The 18,406-nt window shown below is 66.0% G+C and carries 15 protein-coding genes; 6 read left to right on the top strand and 9 right to left on the bottom strand.

The annotated features are described in order from the left end of the window. Positions 1-142 precede the first annotated feature (142 nt). The 3 genes from otsB to FR728_RS17090 all read left to right on the top strand — a co-directional run bounded on the left by otsB (position 143) and on the right by FR728_RS17090 (position 4,171). Complete coding sequence (gene otsB / locus FR728_RS17100) at positions 143-877, top strand: trehalose-phosphatase (RefSeq protein ID WP_208998889.1); 735 nt, start codon at positions 143-145, stop codon at positions 875-877. An 18-nt stretch (positions 878-895) separates the two neighbouring features. Beyond that, positions 896-2,704, top strand: a complete 1,809-nt coding sequence (locus tag FR728_RS17095) for a glycoside hydrolase family 15 protein (RefSeq protein ID WP_149893958.1) — start codon at positions 896-898, stop codon at positions 2,702-2,704. Positions 2,705-2,794: 90 nt separating this feature from the next. After that, positions 2,795-4,171, top strand: coding sequence for an alpha,alpha-trehalose-phosphate synthase (UDP-forming) (locus tag FR728_RS17090; protein ID WP_149893957.1), 1,377 nt, complete (start codon positions 2,795-2,797; stop codon positions 4,169-4,171). Here FR728_RS17090 and FR728_RS17085 read toward each other — a convergent pair. The 6 genes from FR728_RS17085 to FR728_RS17060 all read right to left on the bottom strand — a co-directional run bounded on the left by FR728_RS17085 (position 4,156) and on the right by FR728_RS17060 (position 10,264). Beyond that, entirely contained in the window at positions 4,156-4,338 is a 183-nt protein-coding gene (locus tag FR728_RS17085; RefSeq protein WP_149893956.1) for a DUF2256 domain-containing protein, read from the bottom strand. The two genes, FR728_RS17090 and FR728_RS17085, sit on opposite strands and share 16 nt — an antisense overlap. Beyond that, the gene (locus FR728_RS17080; protein WP_149893955.1) at positions 4,335-5,942 is read right to left on the bottom strand and encodes an FAD-binding domain-containing protein; all 1,608 of its coding nucleotides are present in this window, start codon (positions 5,940-5,942) and stop codon (positions 4,335-4,337) included. Before FR728_RS17080 ends, FR728_RS17085 begins: the two co-directional genes overlap by 4 nt. A gap of 84 nt (positions 5,943-6,026) precedes the next feature. After that, positions 6,027-6,536: an MmcB family DNA repair protein gene (locus tag FR728_RS17075; RefSeq protein ID WP_149893954.1), complete on the bottom strand. Its 510-nt coding sequence runs from the start codon at positions 6,534-6,536 to the stop codon at positions 6,027-6,029. Positions 6,537-6,664: 128 nt separating this feature from the next. Then, a complete protein-coding gene (locus tag FR728_RS17070; RefSeq protein WP_149893953.1) occupies positions 6,665-7,717 on the bottom strand; it encodes an alpha/beta hydrolase in 1,053 nt (350 codons plus the stop codon). A 12-nt stretch (positions 7,718-7,729) separates the two neighbouring features. Continuing rightward, positions 7,730-8,143, bottom strand: a complete 414-nt coding sequence (locus FR728_RS17065; RefSeq protein ID WP_149893952.1) for a protein tyrosine phosphatase family protein — start codon at positions 8,141-8,143, stop codon at positions 7,730-7,732. Positions 8,144-8,233: 90 nt separating this feature from the next. After that, positions 8,234-10,264 (bottom strand): bifunctional DedA family/phosphatase PAP2 family protein, encoded by a 2,031-nt coding sequence (locus FR728_RS17060; RefSeq protein ID WP_208998888.1) that lies wholly within the window; start codon positions 10,262-10,264, stop codon positions 8,234-8,236. A 343-nt stretch (positions 10,265-10,607) separates the two neighbouring features. Here FR728_RS17060 and pap point away from each other — a divergent pair, with 343 nt between their 5' ends. Further along, entirely contained in the window at positions 10,608-12,074 is a 1,467-nt protein-coding gene (gene pap / locus FR728_RS17055; protein ID WP_149893951.1) for a polyphosphate:AMP phosphotransferase, read from the top strand. A gap of 7 nt (positions 12,075-12,081) precedes the next feature. Here pap and FR728_RS17050 read toward each other — a convergent pair whose 3' ends face one another. Beyond that, a complete protein-coding gene (locus FR728_RS17050; protein ID WP_149893950.1) occupies positions 12,082-13,266 on the bottom strand; it encodes a pyridoxal-phosphate-dependent aminotransferase family protein in 1,185 nt (394 codons plus the stop codon). A gap of 417 nt (positions 13,267-13,683) precedes the next feature. Here FR728_RS17050 and FR728_RS17045 point away from each other — a divergent pair, with 417 nt between their 5' ends. Beyond that, positions 13,684-14,652: an N-formylglutamate amidohydrolase gene (locus FR728_RS17045; RefSeq protein ID WP_188318940.1), complete on the top strand. Its 969-nt coding sequence runs from the start codon at positions 13,684-13,686 to the stop codon at positions 14,650-14,652. Positions 14,653-14,746: 94 nt separating this feature from the next. Here the strand turns inward: FR728_RS17045 and FR728_RS17040 are convergent, their stop codons facing one another. Continuing rightward, positions 14,747-15,937 (bottom strand): NAD(P)/FAD-dependent oxidoreductase, encoded by a 1,191-nt coding sequence (locus tag FR728_RS17040; protein WP_149893948.1) that lies wholly within the window; start codon positions 15,935-15,937, stop codon positions 14,747-14,749. An 84-nt stretch (positions 15,938-16,021) separates the two neighbouring features. Beyond that, a complete protein-coding gene (locus FR728_RS17035) occupies positions 16,022-17,233 on the bottom strand; it encodes an acyl-CoA dehydrogenase (RefSeq protein WP_149893947.1) in 1,212 nt (403 codons plus the stop codon). Positions 17,234-17,459: 226 nt separating this feature from the next. Between FR728_RS17035 and FR728_RS17030 the strand changes: the two genes are divergently transcribed. Continuing rightward, on the top strand, positions 17,460-18,383 hold the full coding sequence (locus FR728_RS17030; RefSeq protein ID WP_149893946.1) for a LysR substrate-binding domain-containing protein: 924 nt from the start codon (positions 17,460-17,462) through the stop codon (positions 18,381-18,383). Positions 18,384-18,406: the final 23 nt, after the last annotated feature.

Genomic DNA, 18,406 nt, shown 5'->3' with positions numbered 1-18,406 from the left:
TGTCGCGCGTCGCCCCTTGTGGCGCGCGGCAGGTCCGCCTGCGCCCCGGCTGCGCGTCCGCGGGCCTCCGATTTTGCGCTGCCGCGCGGCTAAATTTCTCGCAAGTCTTTTCTTTTCCGGTTGTTCTTCCTAGGTTGGTGCCATGAATGACGCGCCGCACCTTGAGCCGGGCATGGCTCTCTTCCTCGATTTCGATGGCACCCTGGCCGAGCTTGCCGCCCGGCCGGAGGACGTGGCCGTTCCCTCCGCGCTGATCGCCACCCTGCGCCGCATCCAGACCGATCTGGACGGGGCGCTCGCGGTGGTCTCTGGCCGGCCGGTCGCCGAGATCGACGGGTTCCTGGCGCCGCTGCATCTGCCCGCTGCCGGCCTTCACGGGCTGGAGCATCGGGAGACCCTGGGCGCCCGCGTCCACAGGGCCGAAGAGGGGGCGGAGATCCGCCTGCTCAAGCAGCGCACCCGGGACAGCGGCTTGCTGGAACGCGGCATCTACTTCGAGGACAAGGGCCCGACGCTGGCGCTGCACTATCGCTCCCATCCGGATCTGGAACAGGAGCTGGCGGCCTTCGTCGAAGAGGCCCTGCAGGATCTGCCCGGCCTGCACCGGGTCAACGGCAAGATGGTGATCGAGGCGAAGCCCGATGCCTCCGACAAGGGTGTCGCCCTGCGGCACTTCATGGGGCAGATGCCCTTTGCCGGGCGCACGCCCGTCTTCATCGGTGACGACGTGACCGACGAGGACGGAATTGCCGCCGCCCAGGCCCTCGGGGGCTTCGGCATCAAGGTGGGCGAGGGCGACAGCTGCGCCCGCTATCGCCTGTCCGGGGTGGCGGCCGTTCACGCCTGGCTGGATCGCGCTTCTCTCAAGGTGGTTTGATTTTTCGGAGACTGGAACATGGGTTGGACGCCGCCTGTAAAGCTTGAGCCCTCGCTCGATCTCGCCATGATCGGCAACTGCTCCTATGCGGGGCTGATCGACCGGATGGGCGGCCTGGTCTGGTGCTGCCTGCCGCGCTTCGATGGCGATCCGGTCTTCCATTCCCTGCTGGGCACCCGAGGCGACGAGGGCGATGGCCGCTTTGCCATCGAGCTCGATGGCGCGGTGCGGTCCGAACAGGAATACGTGCCCAACACGGCCATCGTGAAGACCCGCATCTATGACCGGTCCGGCAATGCCATCGAGCTGACCGACTTCGCCCCCCGCTTCACCACCAAGGGGCGCATGTTCCGCCCCAATGCCCTGGTGCGGCGGGTGCGGACCCTCTCCGGTCATCCGCGCATCCGGGTCCGCTGCCGCCCGCGCTTTGCCTGGGGCCAGCGGGTGCCGGATGTCACCTTCGGGTCCAACCACATTCGCTGGGTCGGCAACGGCACGATCCTGCGCCTGACGACCAATGCCTCCATCACCTATGTGCGCGAGGAAACGCCGTTCCTGCTCGACGGTCCGCTCTCCTTCTATCTCGGCCCCGACGAGAGCCTGACGGACCATCCGGAAACGCTCTGCCGCGACTTCGAGGAGAACACCGAGCTGCACTGGCGCCACTGGACGCGCCGGCTTGGGCTTCCGCTGGAATATCAGGAAGCGGTGATCCGCGCCGCGATCACCCTCAAGCTCTGCACCTACGAGGAAACCGGCGCGATCATCGCCGCCGCCACCACCTCGATCCCGGAAGCCCACGGCACCCAGCGCAACTGGGACTACCGCTACTGCTGGATCCGCGACGCCTTCTTCGTGGTGCGGGCGCTCAACTCCCTCTCCGAAATGGAGACGATGGAGAACTACCTGCGCTACCTGAACAATGTGGTGGCGGTCACCGGCGGGGGCCACGTCCAGCCGCTCTTCGGAATCGGTCTGGAGGAAAAGCTGGTCGAAGGCTTCGTCGACCTGCCTGGCTATCGCGGCAATGGCCCGGTGCGCGTCGGCAATCAGGCCTACGAGCATTTCCAGCATGACGTCTATGGCCAGATCGTCCTTGCCGCTTCCCAGGCCTTCTTCGACAAGCGCCTGCTGCATCAGCCGGGCCTCGACGATTTCCGCCGGCTGGAGATGGTCGGCGAGCGCGCCTTTGCCATGCATGACCAGCCGGATGCGGGCATCTGGGAGTTGCGCACCCGGGCGCGCGTCCACACGTCGTCCTCGCTCATGTGCTGGGCGGCCTGCGACCGGCTGGCCAAGATCGCCAACCAGTTCGGCCTGACCGATCGGTCCCGGTTCTGGGCGGAACGGGCCGCCAGGGTGCATTCGACCATCTGCCAGCGCAGCTGGAATCCGGGCAAGAACGCCTTCGTGGAGAGCTTCGAGGGCAACGACCTGGATGCCAGCCTGCTGCTGATGGCGGAGGTCGGCTTCCTGCCGCCCAACGATCCCCGCTTCATCGCCACGGTCGACCGCATCGGCGAGACCCTGCGCCGCGGCAATCATCTCTTCCGCTACCATGCGGCGGATGACTTTGGTGCCCCTGAAAACGCCTTCAACATCTGCACCTTCTGGTACATCGACGCGCTGGCGCGCATTGGCCGGAAGGAAGAGGCCCGCGAGATCTACGAGACCATGCTGGCCTGCCGCAACCACGTTGGCCTGCTGTCCGAAGACACCACGCCCGCCACCGGCGAGCTCTGGGGCAACTTCCCCCAGACCTATTCGATGGTCGGTATCATCAACGGCGCCGTGCGCCTCAGCAAGGGCTGGGAAAGCGTCATCTGAGACCGGCGGCGGCAGGCATATGCCGCCGGCTCACCTCCCGGTGCGTCGCACGGGGGCGAGAGATCACAAACCTGGACTGGAGGGAAATTCATGGGCCGCCTTGTCGTCGTGTCAAACCGCGTGGGACCCCTGAAGGACACGGGGCGCGCCGGAGGACTGGCGGTGGCCCTCGTGGATGCCCTCACCAAGAGCGGTGGTGTCTGGTACGGATGGTCCGGAGAGATCTCGGAAGAGGGAACCTTCGGCGCCTTCAAGACCACGAAGACCCGCAAGGTCCAGATGGTCCAGCTCGACATGACCCAGGCCGACTACGACCTTTTCTACGCCGGCTATGCAAATCGAACCCTCTGGCCGGTCCTGCACTACCGGCTCGATCTCGCCGTGTTCGACCGGCGGTTCGAGCAGGGCTATCGCCATGTCAACGAGCGCTTTGCCACCCGGCTGCGGCCCCTGCTCGAGGCCGACGACATGGTCTGGGTGCATGACTATCACTTCCTGACCTTCGCCTCCCAGATGCGCGCCATGGAGGTGAACAACCCGCTCGCCTTCTTCCTTCACATTCCCTTCCCGGCGCCGGAGATCTTGGCCGCCCTGCCCAATGCCGGATCGATCGTCCGGTCCATGATGGCCTATGACCTGCTCGGCTTCCAGACGGCCCGCGACGCGGACAATTTCCGGCGCTTTGCCGTCGAGGAGCTGGGGGCAGACGAGCTGGGCGAGGGGAGGTTGCGGATGGCCGGCCGCGAGACGGTTGCCCGCTGCTATCCCATCGGCATCGATGCGGAAGCCTTCTCCAAATTCGCCATGACTCCAGACGCCCGGCGCAACATGGCGCGGCTCGAAAAGCTTCTGGGCGGGCGCCAGCAGATCATCGGCGTTGACCGGATCGACTATTCCAAGGGACTGCCCGAACGCTTCAGAGCCTTCGAACGGCTGCTGGAGGACTATCCGGAAAACCGCGGTCAGGTGTCGCTGATGCAGATCGCCCCGCCTTCCCGGGCGGAGCTGGACGCCTATATCGAGATCCGCCGCGAGCTGGACGAGCTGACCGGCCATGTGAACGGGCGCTTTGCCGATCTGGACTGGACGCCGATCCGCTTCCTCACCCGCTCCTTCCCGCGCCGGGCCCTTGCCGGCATCTACCGGGCCAGCCGCGTCTGTCTCGTCACCCCCTTGCGAGACGGCATGAACCTTGTCGCAAAGGAATACATCGCTGCCCAGCGGGCCGAGGATCCCGGCGTGCTCGTGCTGTCCCGCTTTGCGGGGGCGGCTGAGGGCATGAAGGAAGCCATCGTGGTCAATCCCCACTCGGCCGAGGACGTGGCCCTGGGCCTTCAGACCGCCATCACCATGCCTCTGGAAGAACGCCGCGACCGCTGGCAGATCCTGTTTGATCGCCTGTGCAAGGAGGATGCGGTCGCCTGGTCCGACGCGATCATGGCCGACCTGCGTCAGGTGAAGCGCTGATCCTGAGCTTGCGGGTCCTGTCCTGACCGCTTGCGGCCGCGCCGGCACCTGTCTGAGCAATAGAGAACCTCATCCCACACCCGGGCCCATTTCTTGCGCCAGGCAAAGGGCCGGCCGCAGGTGCGGCAGGTCTTCTGCGGCAGATGGGGTTTGCGATGCCCGCTCATGACCCCGCCCTCTCTGATTGGCGCGGCGTCTCGCCGGTCCCGAAGAGATCGAGCTGGTCCGGGGGCGACGCCGCGCGGCCTTTTCCCCTCGTGCTCTCTCCGCGCTTGCCCTGGCCGGTCATCGGAAGACCGGCGCGCCGCGACCCGTGCCGCGCCTGGATCCGGTCGGCGGTGGCGTGGAACCCACGGGCGCCTCTAAGGGCCCAGAGCGTCTGTCGCGCCTCCCGTGCGGCCGCCAGATGATCGACGATGGGCGCCGGATAGACCCGGTCCAGCACCTGCGCGGCATTGGGTGCCCGCCAGGGTTCATGCAGGAACGGTGTGGGGATCGCCGCCAGCTCGGGCACAAAGCGGCGGATGAAAAGCCCTTGCGGGTCCTGGTCCAGTCCCTGTTTCACCGGGTTGTAGATGCGGATGGTGTTGATGCCTGTCGTGCCGGACTGCATCTGCACCTGAGGCCAGTGGATACCCGGTTCGTAATCGGTGAACATCCGCGCCAGATGGGCGCCGGTCGACCGCCAGTCCAGCCACAGGTGATAGCTGGCCACCGCCATCAGCATGGCCCGCATGCGGAAGTTCATCCAGCCGGTCGCCCGAAGGGCGCGCATGCAGGCATCCACGAAGGGCAGCCCGGTCTCCCCGTTGCACCAAGCGGCCAGCCGCTGGGCATCGGGTTCACGCGGCCGCAGGCCCTCAAGCGCCGGGTGCAGGCAGCGCGTTTCGAGGTCCGGCTGGTCCTCCAGCTTCTGGATGAAATGGCAATGCCAGTGCAGACGGCCGGAGAAGGACGTCATGGCCTCGCCCCAGTCCCGGTCTCCGGCGGCCCGGGCTGCGGCCTCGCGGGTGCGGGTGGCCTGGGTCACTTCCCGCAGGGACAGGGTGCCGAAGGCAAGATGGGGCGAGATCCGCGAGCAGGCGTCAAAGGCTTCGAGCGGTGTCGACATGGCGCGGCGATAGGTCCGTCCACGCCGGGTCAGGAAGCTGTCGAGACAGACAAGACCGGCACGCCGTCCACCGGGCTGCCGCCCCTCGCAAGGATCGGTCGCCAGCCCCAGCCGGGTCTCGAGATCCCGCAGGCCGGGCAGGGCCTCTTGCCTCACGGGCGCGGGCAGAGGTGGCAAAGCGGGAGGCGGCAGCAGGGCGCCGCGCATCTCCTGTTCCCACCGGGCGGCCCAGCCGTCGCGGGATCGAAGCGCCCGATGCACCCCGGTCTGGCGCAATTCGGTGAAGGGAATGCCGGTTTCCCGGCACCAGCCGCGCACAGCAATGTCGCGGGCAAAGGTCCAGCCGTTGCCGGTCTCCTCATGGGCCCACAGGCCGCCGATCCGGTGGGTGGCGTGGAGCTCGGCCAGCACCTCGGGCATGGCGCCGAAGCGCAGGCAAAGCGGCTGGCCGAGGCGGCACAGCTCCCGGTCCAGCTCGGCGAGGCTTTCCAGCAGAAAGGCAAGCTGCCGGCCTGAGGCATCGCTCTGACGCCAGAGGTCCGGCTCGATCACGTAGAGTGGCAGCACCGGTCCCGTGCGGGTGGCAAGGGTCAGCGGCGCGTGATCGGCAACGCGCAGGTCACGCTTGAACCAGACGATCTGAAGAGGCTCTGCTTGCATGGGCTTCCGGGACGCGGACCGCCGGCATGGCCGGGCGGACGAGGGATCCTGAAAGTCCTTACGCAGGCGCGGGTCTGGCGGATGTCAGAGACCGTGAAAGAAGCTGCGGCCGTCCGGATCGCCCAGATCCTGAAGCCGTCCGGCGGCGATCCGGGCAAAGCGCAGGCTCACGGCCTTGCGGGTGGCGGCGGCAAGCTTGTGCTCGGGGGCCTCGCGCAGGATCTCCGCGCCGAACCCGTCGGCGACGATCAGCCCGGCGTCTTGAGGGAAGATCTCCAGCGGCATGTCCGGATGGGTGGCGAAATAGAGCCGGTCGCAATGCTGGCGGTAGTCCGGCCACTTGCTGTCCGCGCGGAAGTCGGCAACCGAGGACTTCACCTCCACGATGATCACTTCCCCCTTGGGGCCAAGGGCGATCAGGTCCGCCCGCCGGCCGGAGGCGAGGCTGAGCTCGGCAAGGCAGGCATAGTTCAGGCTGCGCAGCAACCTGCCCGTGCCGCGCCAGATCCTCAGGGCCATTTCGGACTGCCGTCCGTCCGTTAAGGGATCGTCCAGGACCAGCCGGTTGGACGGGGGGAACGCCTCGGAGTTCATTCCCTATTTGTTCCTTATATGTTCGTTTTTTGCAAGGGCCATCGCCAAATGTTTTAACAAGGTCGCGTAAAAACGAGGGAATTCGGTAAGTGCTTATGGCAAGCAATTCCGGCTCTCGGAAGTGAAATTCAGGAACTCTTTACGTGCAGGGCGAGACCGAGCGTTGCACCAAGGGCCACCATCTGGTCGTCGACCGGAAAGGTCGTGCAGGCGGCCTGAAGGGCGGCGCGCGCCCGAACCGGATCGCCGCTGTCGCGCAGGATCTCCACCCGGCGAAGCGGCAGCTTCTTGCGCCAGCGTTTCGGCAGGCCCTGCCAGACCGGATCGGCATCGATCTCCCGCTCCAGCAACTCCAGCCGGCACAGGGCCGCCTCGGTCTGCCCGGCGCGGGCCTCGAATTCGGCCGCAAGCGCCCGCATTCCCGGGTTCCTGTCGAACTCCGGCAGCGCGCTCAGCGTCTCGGGCGCGGGGCATTCGCCAGTGGCAAAGCGCTCGAAAAGCTGGCCGAAGTCCGTCAGCGCGGCAAGGGAGGGATGCAGGATCAGACCCTTCGACGCCAGCTCCGTCTCGGGATCGCGCTGGAAGGTTCCGGTGATCCTGCGGATCAGGTTGAGCGTGTAGAGATGGTCGTGGCTGCCATGGGTGGAGGCAAGGCAATGCAGCAGCGCCTGCGGCAGGAGATCTGCTGCGCGTGCGGCATTGAGCGCATCGGTGCCGTCGAAACAGCCGAAATAGAGCCGCAAGGTGCGGCGCGCCGTATCCGGATGGGCCTCCGGCAGATCATGGGCAAGACCGCTGGCCGTGACCCCGGCCGCCAGGCTGCGGGATCCCGGCCGCCCGAGGCACAGTTCGGTGCCGAAGGCATGGAGGTCTCCGTCGCCCCGGCGCAGGGCGGTGCGAAGGGCGCCATAGCCGCCCATCGACGAGCCATAATAGATGATCCGTGTCGGTGCCGTTCCCGGCCGAGAGCCCGGCCGGGCAAGGGCGTTCGACACCGCGGCGTCGATTGTCTCGTCGAGGCCGCGGTACCATCCGCCCGAAAGATCGTTCAGGAACAGGCAGCTGTGGCGGGTGCGCTGGAACAGGCGCTCAAGCCCGAACTTTCCCGCCGGAATGCGGACCTGGGAAAACACCACGACGAGAATGCCGCTGTCGCCGGGATGCCAGCGCTGGTCGAGCAAGATGGGGTCCGATCAGCCTTCCAGCCGGTGGGCCATGCCCGCCAGATTGTAACCGGCGCGGCCGGCGGCTTCCAGGATCTCGTCCGCCGGCAGGTTGCCGACCTTGCTGAGCGACCAGAGCATGGCGCAGCGCGTGCCGGAGCGGCAATAGGCGAAGACCGGCTTGGGCAGATCCGCCAGGGATTGGCCGAAGGTTTCCGCATCCTCGTTCAGCACCATGCCGGAAACGACCGGCTGGAACCGCACCTCGAGACCGGCGGCCTCTGCGGCGGCGGCAATCTCGTCAAAGCTCGGCTGACCCGGGTCCTCGTGGTCCGGCCGGTTGCAGATGAGCGACTTGTAGCCGAGCGCGGCAATCCGGGCGACATCATTCACGCTGATTTGCGGGCTGACGGTCAGCTCGTCATTGATCTGTCTGGCGTCCATGGGTCGGGTCCTTCCTTGGCGGTGCCCCTCAGGGGAAAGGTTTGTGTGCCACAGCCACGGGGGAGCGGCAAGGGGAGTGGGCCCTGCCGGTCAGGGCAGGGGATCGGGGATCGCGTCGGAGGGCTCCACGGCCAGAACCACCGTCTCGCCATTCGGCCGTTCCCGCTGCAGGGAGGTGCTGAGGCTCGACAGCGGGTTGTCCTTGGGTTCCGGCGTCTGCCGGTCGGTCTTCGGGCCGGAGAATTCGCCCATCGGCCGGATGATTTCCTCGTGCAGCACGGAGCCGGTATAGAGCGGCAGCAGCTGGCGCCCTTCAAGCACCGCATAGCGCGAGGGCCAGAGACGCATGACCCAGCGGCTGTCGGAGGGGGCTGCGCCCTCGTCCTTGCGGATCAGCGTCAGGGCCGGCTGGCGGCCGTTCTGGGTGCGCGGGAAGGCGGGAAGATCTTCGGCCGGGGTCTGCCCTTCCACGAAACCGGAGGCGCTGGAAAGTGTCCATTCGGGGGCCGGGCGCCAGCCTTCGCCAGCCAGCTTGTCGATCAGCCGCTTCGGGTCGCCGGCATATTGCATCACCAGCGGCTCCTTGGTCTCGCCGCTCAGCTCGATGCGCTGGGCCGGCAGCTGCGACCAGCCGAAACCGCGCCAGGTGCTGCCGGTCATGCGGATGATCTCGCTGCGCGGCGCATAGGTTTCCATGGCCGAGGGCAGGGCCCGCATCACGTGCCAGCTGCCGAAGAGCGCAAGCGAGGCAACGGTCATGCCTGCAAGCGTGATGCGGCCGAGCTTCTCGTTATGCACGGGAGAGAAGACGAAGGCGAAGGCGGCGACCATGGCGGTGCCGAACATCAGCCCGGCCAGCACGTCGGAGAGCCAGTGCGCGCCCAGATAGACCCGCGAGAAGGCCATGGCGATCACGTAGATCGCGGTGACAGTGAAGATCGAGGCCTTTGCCCAGCGGCTGCGGTCGTGGGCAATCAGCACCGCGCAGATGCCGAAGAGCACTGTGTTGAGTGTCGCGTGGCCGCTCGGGAAGGAGAACATCTGCGCGCCGGTGTAGAGATCCATTGGGCGGGAGCGTTCCAGCAGCGCCTTGATCAGCGGCACGAAGAGCGCCGTGCCGCCAATGGCAATCAGCACGCCCGTGGCCCGGCGCCAGGCCTTGCGCAGGAACAGATAGGCGATGATGACCGTGGCGACCAGCGTCACCACGATGCCATCGCCCAGCAGGGTGACGATCACCATCAGCTTGTCGCCGATGGGCGAGCGCAGGGAATCGAAGAGGTTCAGGATGGCCACGTCGGCGCGCACCATCGGCTCGCCGGGCGCGATCTCGCCCATGAACCAGAAGAACAGCGGCATGGTGACAAGCAGCAAGGCCGCCGAAAGCAGCATGCCCGTGGAGCGCGGATTTTCCGGATCCAGCGCCTCGGCGATCCAGCGCGAGACCCGGTCGGGCCGGCGCGCCAGCCACGACACCACCACTGAATGGGTGTTGGGGAAGAGCGGCATGATGATCAGGATCAGCCAGCGGCCGAGCATGATGGTGACGAAGGTGACGACGCAAAGCCCGCCGAGCACGAAGGCGAGCCGTCCGCTCACCTGCCCGATGGCTCCCAGCGCGGAACCGGCCAGAATGCCCGGTCCCAGATGCGCCAGTGCCCAGACGAAGGCAGAGGTCACGTTGATGATTGTGAAGCGGGTGGCGTTCATGCCCACCATTCCGGCGATGCCAGGGACGACCGACTTCACCCCCGGCACGAACCGGCCGATGAAGACGCTCTTGCCGCCGTGCTGGCGGAAGAACTCCTCGCCCCGGTCCATCAGGCTGGAATAGCGCGACAGGGGCCAGAGCTTGCGAACCTTGTCCTTGTAGAAGTAGCCGAACCAGTAGGACAGGGCGTCTCCCACCGTGGCGCCCAGGGTAGTCCAGATGAAGATCGAGACCGCGTCCAGCTTGCCCAGACCAATCAGGGTGCCGGCGCCCACAAGCACGACGGTGCTGGGCACCACCAGGCCGATGATGAACAGCGCCTCGCCCATGGCGGCGGCGAAGCAGATGAGACCGGCAAGCGCTGGATTGTCGCCGATGAAGCCAACGAGATTTTCAAAGATTGCAGTCAAGAAACCTGAACTCGCATCACAGGCCTGACGTCTCGACGAAGGAGAGGGCAGGCGGCTTCCGGGACATTGGCTAGCGCTTCATATAGGCGGAAGAGCGCGCGCTCAACAGGGGGGCGGAGCGGAACTTGTCGTTGTGTTTCCGATCCCGTTTCGGGCTTGCCGTCGCGCAGGTCCTCCCGTGATCCTGTTTGCGCGAGGATGGTGAAGGAACTTCTAAGGAAGAGATCGTTTTACCAGGCGGCCGGTTCCTGTCAGGATCCCTGCAGGACCGGCGTCCGAACCGTTTTTTGCCGCCGTTTGCCCCCGTTTCGAGGCGGCTCGGCCCGATCGGGATTGTGTTCACATGTTTGCATCCGCCGAATTGCCCCAGAAGCTCGACAAGAAGGATTTCCGCGAGCTGGAGCCGAAATTGCGCGAGCGGCTGCTGACGGCCCAGCTGGAAATGATCGAGCGGAAGAATTTCTCGGTCGTCATCCTGGTCGACGGGCTCGACGGCGCGGGCAAGGGCGAGTCCATTGCCCGGCTCTACGGCTGGATGGAAGCACGGCATCTGGTCTGCAATGCCTACAGCGAACCGACCGAGGAGGCGCGCCTTCATCCGCCCTTCTGGCGCTACTGGCGCGATCTGCCCGCCAAGGGTGAGACGGCGGTGGTCTTCGGCAGCTGGTATCAGCCCATCCTGCGCGACCGGATCTACGGCAAGCTGGATGACGACGGCTTCCAGCGGGCCCTGCATCAGGTGCGCCAGTTCGAGGAGATGCTGGCCAACGAGAACGTGCTCATCCTGAAATTCTGGTACGTGCTGCCCAGGGACGAGCAGAAGAAGCGCCTCAAGGCGATCGAGAAGAAAAGTGCCGCGCGCCACGTGCTGGCGGACTGGTCTACCTACAAGAACCGCGACAAGGCGGCGGAAGTCGGCGAGGACATCATCCTGGCCACCAGCAAGGGCTATGCGCCCTGGTTCGTGATCCCCTCCGAGGATCCGGAATATCGCGATGCCTCCCTGGCGCAGACCATCACCCAGTCGATCGAGTTGAAGCTGGCGGACGGGGAGCCGCGCGAGGTTGCCGCCCCCCCGGTGATCGGCGGGCTGGAGAAGCGCAGCGCCGTCGATGCCATCGATCTGACGGCGAAACTCGACAAGAAGGACTACGAGGAGCGCCGGCAGGCGCTGCAGGACAAGCTCTCCCGCATTTCGGACACCAAGGCCTTTGCCAAGCGCGGCATGGTTCTGGTGTTCCAGGGCAATGATGCGGCCGGCAAGGGCGGCGCCATCCGCCGGGTCATCCGGCCGCTGGATCCGCGCATCTATCAGGTTCACCCGATCTCCGCCCCGTCCGACGAGGAAAAGGCCCGGCCCTATCTCTGGCGGTTCTGGCGGCGGTTGCCACGGCGTGGTCATGTGGCGATCTTCGACCGCTCCTGGTACGAGCGGGTTCTCGTCGAGCGGGTGGAGGGGTTTGCCACCCACGAGGAATGGCTGCGGGCCTATGACGAGATCAACAGCTTCGAGGCGGAGCTCATCGAGTCCGGGCTCATCGTTTGCAAGTTCTGGCTGGCAATCAGCGCCGACGAACAGCTGCGCCGGTTCAAGGCGCGCGAGGAAACCGCCTACAAGCAGCACAAGATCACGGATGACGACTGGCGCAACCGGCTCAAGTGGGACCAATACGCCGTCGCCGCGGGCGACATGATCGACCGGACCTCGACCCGCATCGCGCCCTGGACCCTGATTTCGTCCGAGAGCAAGCACTGGGCCCGGGTGCAGGTCCTCCAGACGATCTGCGACCGTCTGGAAGAGGAGCTCTGAGTCCGGATCAGCCGTTCAGGCCGTCGCTGATGCAGGCGATGGCCGCCTCGACCCCGCCGCGCCCATGGGGCACGCCACAGCGGCCAAGCGCCAGCTCAAGGCACGCAAGGGTGCCAAGCAGCATCACGCCGTTGACGTGACCCATGTGGCCGATGCGCAGACCCTTGCCGGCCAGCTCGCCGATGGTGCCGCCGATGGTCACGCCGCAGGTCTCCCGGGCAAAGGCGCGCACCGCATTGGCGTCGCCTTCGTTGAAGCGCAACACCGAAACGCTGTCGGAGCGGGCTTCCGGCACGAGGATGTTCATCTCGATGGCCCCGGCTTCGCCCCAGACCTGCACGGCCGCGCGGGTCGCGTCGCCGAGCATCCGGTGCCGCTTCCACACGGCTTCCAGTCCTTCGGTCTCGATCAGCTCGAGGGCGGCGCGGAACGCGAAGAGCATCTGCACCGGCGGGGTGCCGCAGTATTTCTGGTAATGCTCCGGCCCGTCGCGGAAGGTCCAGTCGAAATAGTTGACCCGAAGATCCGCCGTCTTGTGGGCTTCCAGCGCGCGGGGACCGGCAGCGATGAAGGAAAGCCCCGGAGGCGTCATCAGACCCTTCTGGGAGCCGGTCAACGCCAGATCGACGCCCCAGGCGTCCATTTCGAAGGGCACGCAGCCCAGCGAGGCAATCAGGTCGACCATCAGCAGGGCCGGGTGTCCGGCCGCATCGAGAACGCGGCGAATGCCGGGAATGTCGTTCAGCACACCAGAGGCCGTGTCCACCTGCACCACGAGAATGGCCTTGATCGCATGGTCCGGATCACGGGACAGACGTTCGGCCAGCGCCTCCAGATCGACGGGCATGCGCCAGTCGCCGGGCATTACTTCCACGTCCAGTCCGGTGACGGTGGCGCCTTCGCCCCACACCGTGGCGAAACGCCCGGATTCCAGTACCAGAACCTTGTCGCCACGGCTCAGCGTGTTGGTCAGTGCCGCGTCCCAGGCGCCGTGTCCGTTGGAGATGTAGATGTAGGGCTTGCCGTCCGTGCGGAACATCCGCTTCAGACCGTCCAGGCAGACCTGAGTGGTCTCCATCAGCGGCCCTTCATAAATGTCCATCGCCGGCCGGTGCATGGCCCGCAGCACCTCGTCCGGCACATTGGTCGGACCGGGGATCATCAGGAATTCCTTGCCGTTGCGCAGCGTCATCAGGGCGAGCCTTAAGGTTGGTCCGGGGCCGTGGCCGGACGGGTCGACGAATTGCGCGCCACACTAGGGGAAGCATTTCCGGCGGAAAAGTCACATTTGGTGATGGGTTTGCAGCGGAAATTGATGATTTGCTGGGCGTGCCCAAGGATGGTGCGGCGGGCTTCTAACCCGGTCTGGGGATTAACGGCCGGGGGATGGAAAAACCGGTTTGGACAAAGGCCAAATCAGCCTATGCACAAGGGTTAAGGACCCGTTAACCTGTTTTCCGGCCATCGCCGGAGTTTTCCGGTGGCCATGTGTTTTCGGGCCGTCAGGGGTGCTGTCGCGAGCGCAGGCTCAAGCGACGCGCCGGCGGGGCCTTCAGACCTCCGGGGGGATGCCCCCATCCATCAATCGGTGCGGCAAGCGGACCCCGACATGATCGTGACCCACGTGGGACGAAGTCCTCTGCTTCTCTGCCTCCCCCATTCGGGAGAGCAGATCCATCCGGCCGTGGGCGGGCGCTTCAGCGCGACCGGCCGGTTGCAGACCGATCTTGCCTGGCGTCTGGACCATGTGATGGAGTTTGCCCGGGATCTGGATGCGACGGTGATCGTCCAGCCGGTGTCACGTCTGGTGATCGACGTGGATCAGGACCCGGACAAGCCGGAAGCCCGCAAGGCCATCCGGGTGGGCGAGGCCCTGTGCCCGGCCATGACCCTGGACCAGCGCCGGATCTACCGGGAGGGCGAAGGCCCGGGCCCGGTCGAGATGGAAGAGCGCCGACTTCTCTATCATGAGCCCTTCCACCGGGCGGTGGCCAGCCAGCTCAACCGCTTGCGGCAGGACCACGACACGGTGGTACTCTTCGATTGCCAGTCCACCCGCTCGCGCATCCGCGGTCTGCGGGACGAGCCGCTGCCGTCCTTCTGCATCGGAACCCGTCAGGATACGACCTGCGATCTCGGCCTGCGCCGCCGCTTCGAGCGCGCCGTGCGCGAGGCCAGCGACCAGACCGTCGACAGCAATCACCACGTTCACGGCGGCTATATCGTCTCCCGCTATGGCCAGCCGGAAGCCGGCATTCATGCCCTCACTCTCCAGGTGTCTCAGGCGAGCTATCTGCGCCATGAAAGCCCGCCCTTCGAGCCGGATCGCGGGCTTGTCACCCGCATGCGTCAGGTGCTGAGCGAGGCCATGACCTCCTGTGCGGACTGGGCCCGCACCCGGGACATCATGACGGCGGCCTCCCAATCCGAGGCGGCGCTGGGCTCCTCCTTCGGCAAGGTCTTCGATCAGCTGGCGGATCTCTCGGGTCATGGAGGCCTGGCCCCGCAGGGACGCGTGTCCCCGCGCGCGCCACTGGCACCCGTCGCCCTCGACCTCGGGTCTGATGATCTCGCCTGAACGAAAACGGCGCCGTGGGGCGCCGTTGGACTGCTGACGATCCTCACCGACACCGTTCCGGACGAAGGCAGGGCCTGAAGATCCGGGCCTGTGCCTAGACCACGTTGCGCTCGATCAGCGGAATGTTCTCGGCTAGGCGCTCCACCCGCAGGGGAGACAGGTCGAGCGTCTCATAGCCGCCGGTCATCACCAGTTCCGACAGGCCGCGCCCGATCGCCGGGCTCTGCTGCAATCCGTGACCGGAGAAGCCGAGGGCCATGAACAGGTTCTCCTGACCGGGCACCGACCCGACGAAGGCATTGTGGTCGAAGAGGTTCATGTCGTACTGGCCGGCCCAGGCCCGGCCGGGACGCAGGCTCTCGAAGGCAGGGACGCGTCCGGCCAGCGTCGGCCAAAGGGTTTCCTCGAACAGCGCCCAGTCGACCTCGAAATCGTCCGGAGCGACGTCCGGATCATTGGCATCGTCCGGCGCAATGCCGCAGATGAAGCCGCTCGGCCCTTCCGGGCGTGCATAGGCGCCGGTGGTGTCGATCAGCATGGGGAAATCATCGAGCGGCGCGCGGCATTCGAAGGTGAAGACGCAGCGCTTGCGGCGGCGGATCGGCACATCCAGCCCGATCTGGGCGCAGAGTTCGGCCCCGCCCGAGGCACCGGCGCAATTGACCAGGGTGCCGGCGCTGACGCTCTCGCCGGTCGAAAGTGTGACCAGCCAGCCCTCGCCGTCCCGGCGAATCGTCTCCGCCCGGGCAGAGACATAGTCCACCCCGAGCGAACGGGCCTTGCGGCGGAAGCCCTGCATCAGGCCGTAGCCGTCGAACCAGCCCTCGCCGGTGGTGCCGTGACAGCCGGCCGCCAGATCGCCGGTCTCCAGCCAGGGATATTTGCTCGCCAGCTGCGGGGCGCTGTACCAGGCGATGTCCGCGCCGAGCCGGGTCTGCAGCGCATGGTTCTCGCGCAGGATGTCGAGCTTGTCCGGGGTGGCGAGGAAGAGATAGCCGCCCTCTTTCAGCTCGATGAGGGGCGCTTCACCATCCACGCTCAGCAGATTGGCGGCGTCGCGCATGAAGGCGATGCCGTGGAGGGAGATCTCGATGTTGACGGCGCTGGAAAACTGCTGGCGGATCGAGGCGGCCGAGCGGGCCGAGGCGCAGACCTGATAGGTCGGATCGGCCTCGATGACCAGGATGCGGCCGGGAGCGTCGTCCCGTGAGGCCAGGTGATAGGCGAGGGACGAGCCGATGGCAGCTCCCCCGATGATGGCAACATCCGCAAGCCGTGTGGTCACGCTACTGATCCTTGAACGCAAACCGAGGGAGAAGAAAAAGGACGGAGGAACCGGGTGGTTCCTCCGCCAGGGGCAAAGCCGCGCTTAGAAGAAGGCCTGAAGGCCGGTCTGGGCGCGGCCCAGGATCAGGGCGTGCACGTCGTGGGTGCCCTCGTAGGTGTTCACCGTCTCGAGGTTCTGGGCGTGACGCATCACGTGATATTCTTCCTGGATGCCGTTGCCGCCGTGCATGTCACGGGCGATCCGGGCGATGTCCAGGGCCTTGCCGCAATTGTTGCGCTTGACGATGGAGATCATTTCCGGAGCCACCTGACCGGCGTCGAACAGACGGCCGACGCGCAGGGAGGCCTGCAGGCCCAGGGTGATTTCGGTCTGCATGTCGGCCAGCTTCTTCTGGAAGAGCTGGGTTTGTGCCAGCGGGCGGCCGAACTGCTCGCGGTCCAGACCGTACTGGCGGGCACGCATCCAGCAATCTTCGGCAGCGCCGAGCGCGCCCCAGGAAATGCCGTAGCGGGCGCGGTTGAGGCAACCGAACGGACCCTTCAGGCCGGACACGTTGGGCAGCAGGGCATCTTCACCCACTTCCACGTTGTCCATGACGATCTCGCCGGTGATGGAGGCGCGCAGGGAGAGCTTGCCGCCGATCTTCGGCGCGCTCAGACCCTTCATGCCCTTTTCCAGCACGAAGCCGCGGATCGCACCGTCATGGGCTTCCGACTTGGCCCAGACCACGAAGACGTCAGCGATCGGGGAGTTGGAGATCCACATCTTGGAGCCGGTGATGCGATAGCCGCCGTCGATCTTCTCGGCGCGGGTGCGCATGCCGGCCGGATCGGACCCGGCATCCGGCTCGGTCAGGCCGAAGCAGCCGACGAATTCGCCGGAGGCGAGCTTCGGCAGGTACTTCTGGCGCTGTTCCTCGGTGCCATAGGCATAGATCGGATACATGACCAGGGAGGACTGGACGCTCATCATCGAGCGGTAGCCGCTGTCGACCCGCTCCACTTCACGGGCGACGAGACCATAGGCGACATAGGAGGCGCCGGCGCAGCCATAGTCTTCCGGCAGAGTGACGCCCAGCAGGCCGAGCTCGCCCATCTCGTTGAAGATTTCCCGGTCGGTGCGCTCTTCGCGATAGGCGCTGATCACCCGCGGCAGCAGCTTTTCCTGCGCATAGGCGCGGGCGCTGTCCTGGATGAGCTGTTCATCCTCGGTGAGCTGGTCCCGCATGAAGAACGGATCCTGCCAGTTGAAGGTACCACCGCCGGCGGGCGAGGAAGTGTTGGAAGCGGTCATCGGGTCCTCCCGGGGACAATCTGAGTGATTACATATTGTCATAATGGGTGCAAAAAGACTTGCAAAAAAGAGAATTCTGATCCTCTATTCATGCCGATGTGGAATGAACACGGTGTGGCGAGTCCCGATCTTGGGGTCTGCCGCCGCCTTGGCGTCCGGGCCGTCCGGGCGCAAGGGGGTCGTGTCCCTTCCTCCCTGATCATTCCCCAAGCTTCCCGGTTCCCAGATGAAACGCGCCTTTGTCCCGCCCGCCGACGCCCTGATCGCTTTCGAGACCGCCGCGCGCCACGGCAGCTTCACCCGGGCGGCCGAAGAGCTTCATCTCACCCAGGGCGCCATCTCCAAGCAGGTTCGCCAGCTGGAGGACCGGCTCGGGGTCGAGCTCTTCCGCCGGGTGCGTCAGCGCATCGTCCTCACCGACGCCGGCCGCCTTTATCTGCACGAGATCCGCGGCCCCTTGATGGATCTGACCGCCGCAACCCGGCAGGTCATGTCCTACGCAGGCAGCGAGGACGTGCTCAATCTTGCGGTTCTGCCCACCTTCGGCACCCGCTGGCTCGCCCCGCGTCTGGGCGAGTTCCAGAAGCGCTTCCCCCGCGCCGGGCTGAACATCTCCGTGCGGCTCCAGCCTTTCGACTTCGAGGCAGAGGCCTTCGACGGGGCGATCCACCACGGCGATCCGGTCTGGGCCGGCGCCATTGCCGAGCCGCTCTTCGCGGAGGAAATGATCCCGGTGGCCTCCAGGGTCTTCCGCGACCGGCACAACATTTCCACCCCGGCGGACATGATCCGGGTGCCGCGCCTGCAGCTCTCCACCCGGCCTCTGGCATGGAAGCAGTGGTTCGACCTCGCCGGCGTGGAGGTGGAAACCGCCTTCCAGGGATCGCGTTTCGACGAATTCGGAATGATGTCGGAGGCCACCATCCATCATTTGGGCGCGGCGCTCCTGCCACGGTTCTTCGTCCGGCACGAGCTGGCCGCCGGCCGTCTGGTGAAGCTGTTCGACATCAAGGTAGCGCAACGCTCCGGATATTATTTTGTCTATCCCGAGAACCGGACCCTGCGTCCGGTCGTTTCCACCTTCAGAAACTGGCTGCTGGAGGAAGCGCGGACGGAAACCACCGATCCGGAGACCATGCTTCCCAGCTAGCGGCCGGAAGGCACCCGCAGGGA

Source organism: Roseibium aestuarii, assembly GCF_008477545.1.
GTDB lineage: Bacteria > Pseudomonadota > Alphaproteobacteria > Rhizobiales > Stappiaceae > Roseibium > Roseibium aestuarii.
This window is presented reverse-complemented; position numbering and strand designations above follow the sequence as displayed.

Coding starts and splice junctions, on each gene's coding strand:
- otsB (WP_208998889.1), top strand. CDS start 143: ATGAATGACGCGCCGCACCTTGAGCCGGGCATGGCTCTCTTCCTCGAT.
- FR728_RS17095 (WP_149893958.1), top strand. CDS start 896: ATGGGTTGGACGCCGCCTGTAAAGCTTGAGCCCTCGCTCGATCTCGCC.
- FR728_RS17090 (WP_149893957.1), top strand. CDS start 2,795: ATGGGCCGCCTTGTCGTCGTGTCAAACCGCGTGGGACCCCTGAAGGAC.
- FR728_RS17085 (WP_149893956.1), bottom strand. CDS start 4,338: ATGAGCGGGCATCGCAAACCCCATCTGCCGCAGAAGACCTGCCGCACC.
- FR728_RS17080 (WP_149893955.1), bottom strand. CDS start 5,942: ATGCAAGCAGAGCCTCTTCAGATCGTCTGGTTCAAGCGTGACCTGCGC.
- FR728_RS17075 (WP_149893954.1), bottom strand. CDS start 6,536: ATGAACTCCGAGGCGTTCCCCCCGTCCAACCGGCTGGTCCTGGACGAT.
- FR728_RS17065 (WP_149893952.1), bottom strand. CDS start 8,143: ATGGACGCCAGACAGATCAATGACGAGCTGACCGTCAGCCCGCAAATC.
- pap (WP_149893951.1), top strand. CDS start 10,608: ATGTTTGCATCCGCCGAATTGCCCCAGAAGCTCGACAAGAAGGATTTC.
- FR728_RS17050 (WP_149893950.1), bottom strand. CDS start 13,266: ATGACGCTGCGCAACGGCAAGGAATTCCTGATGATCCCCGGTCCGACC.
- FR728_RS17045 (WP_188318940.1), top strand. CDS start 13,684: ATGATCGTGACCCACGTGGGACGAAGTCCTCTGCTTCTCTGCCTCCCC.
- FR728_RS17035 (WP_149893947.1), bottom strand. CDS start 17,233: ATGACCGCTTCCAACACTTCCTCGCCCGCCGGCGGTGGTACCTTCAAC.
- FR728_RS17030 (WP_149893946.1), top strand. CDS start 17,460: ATGAAACGCGCCTTTGTCCCGCCCGCCGACGCCCTGATCGCTTTCGAG.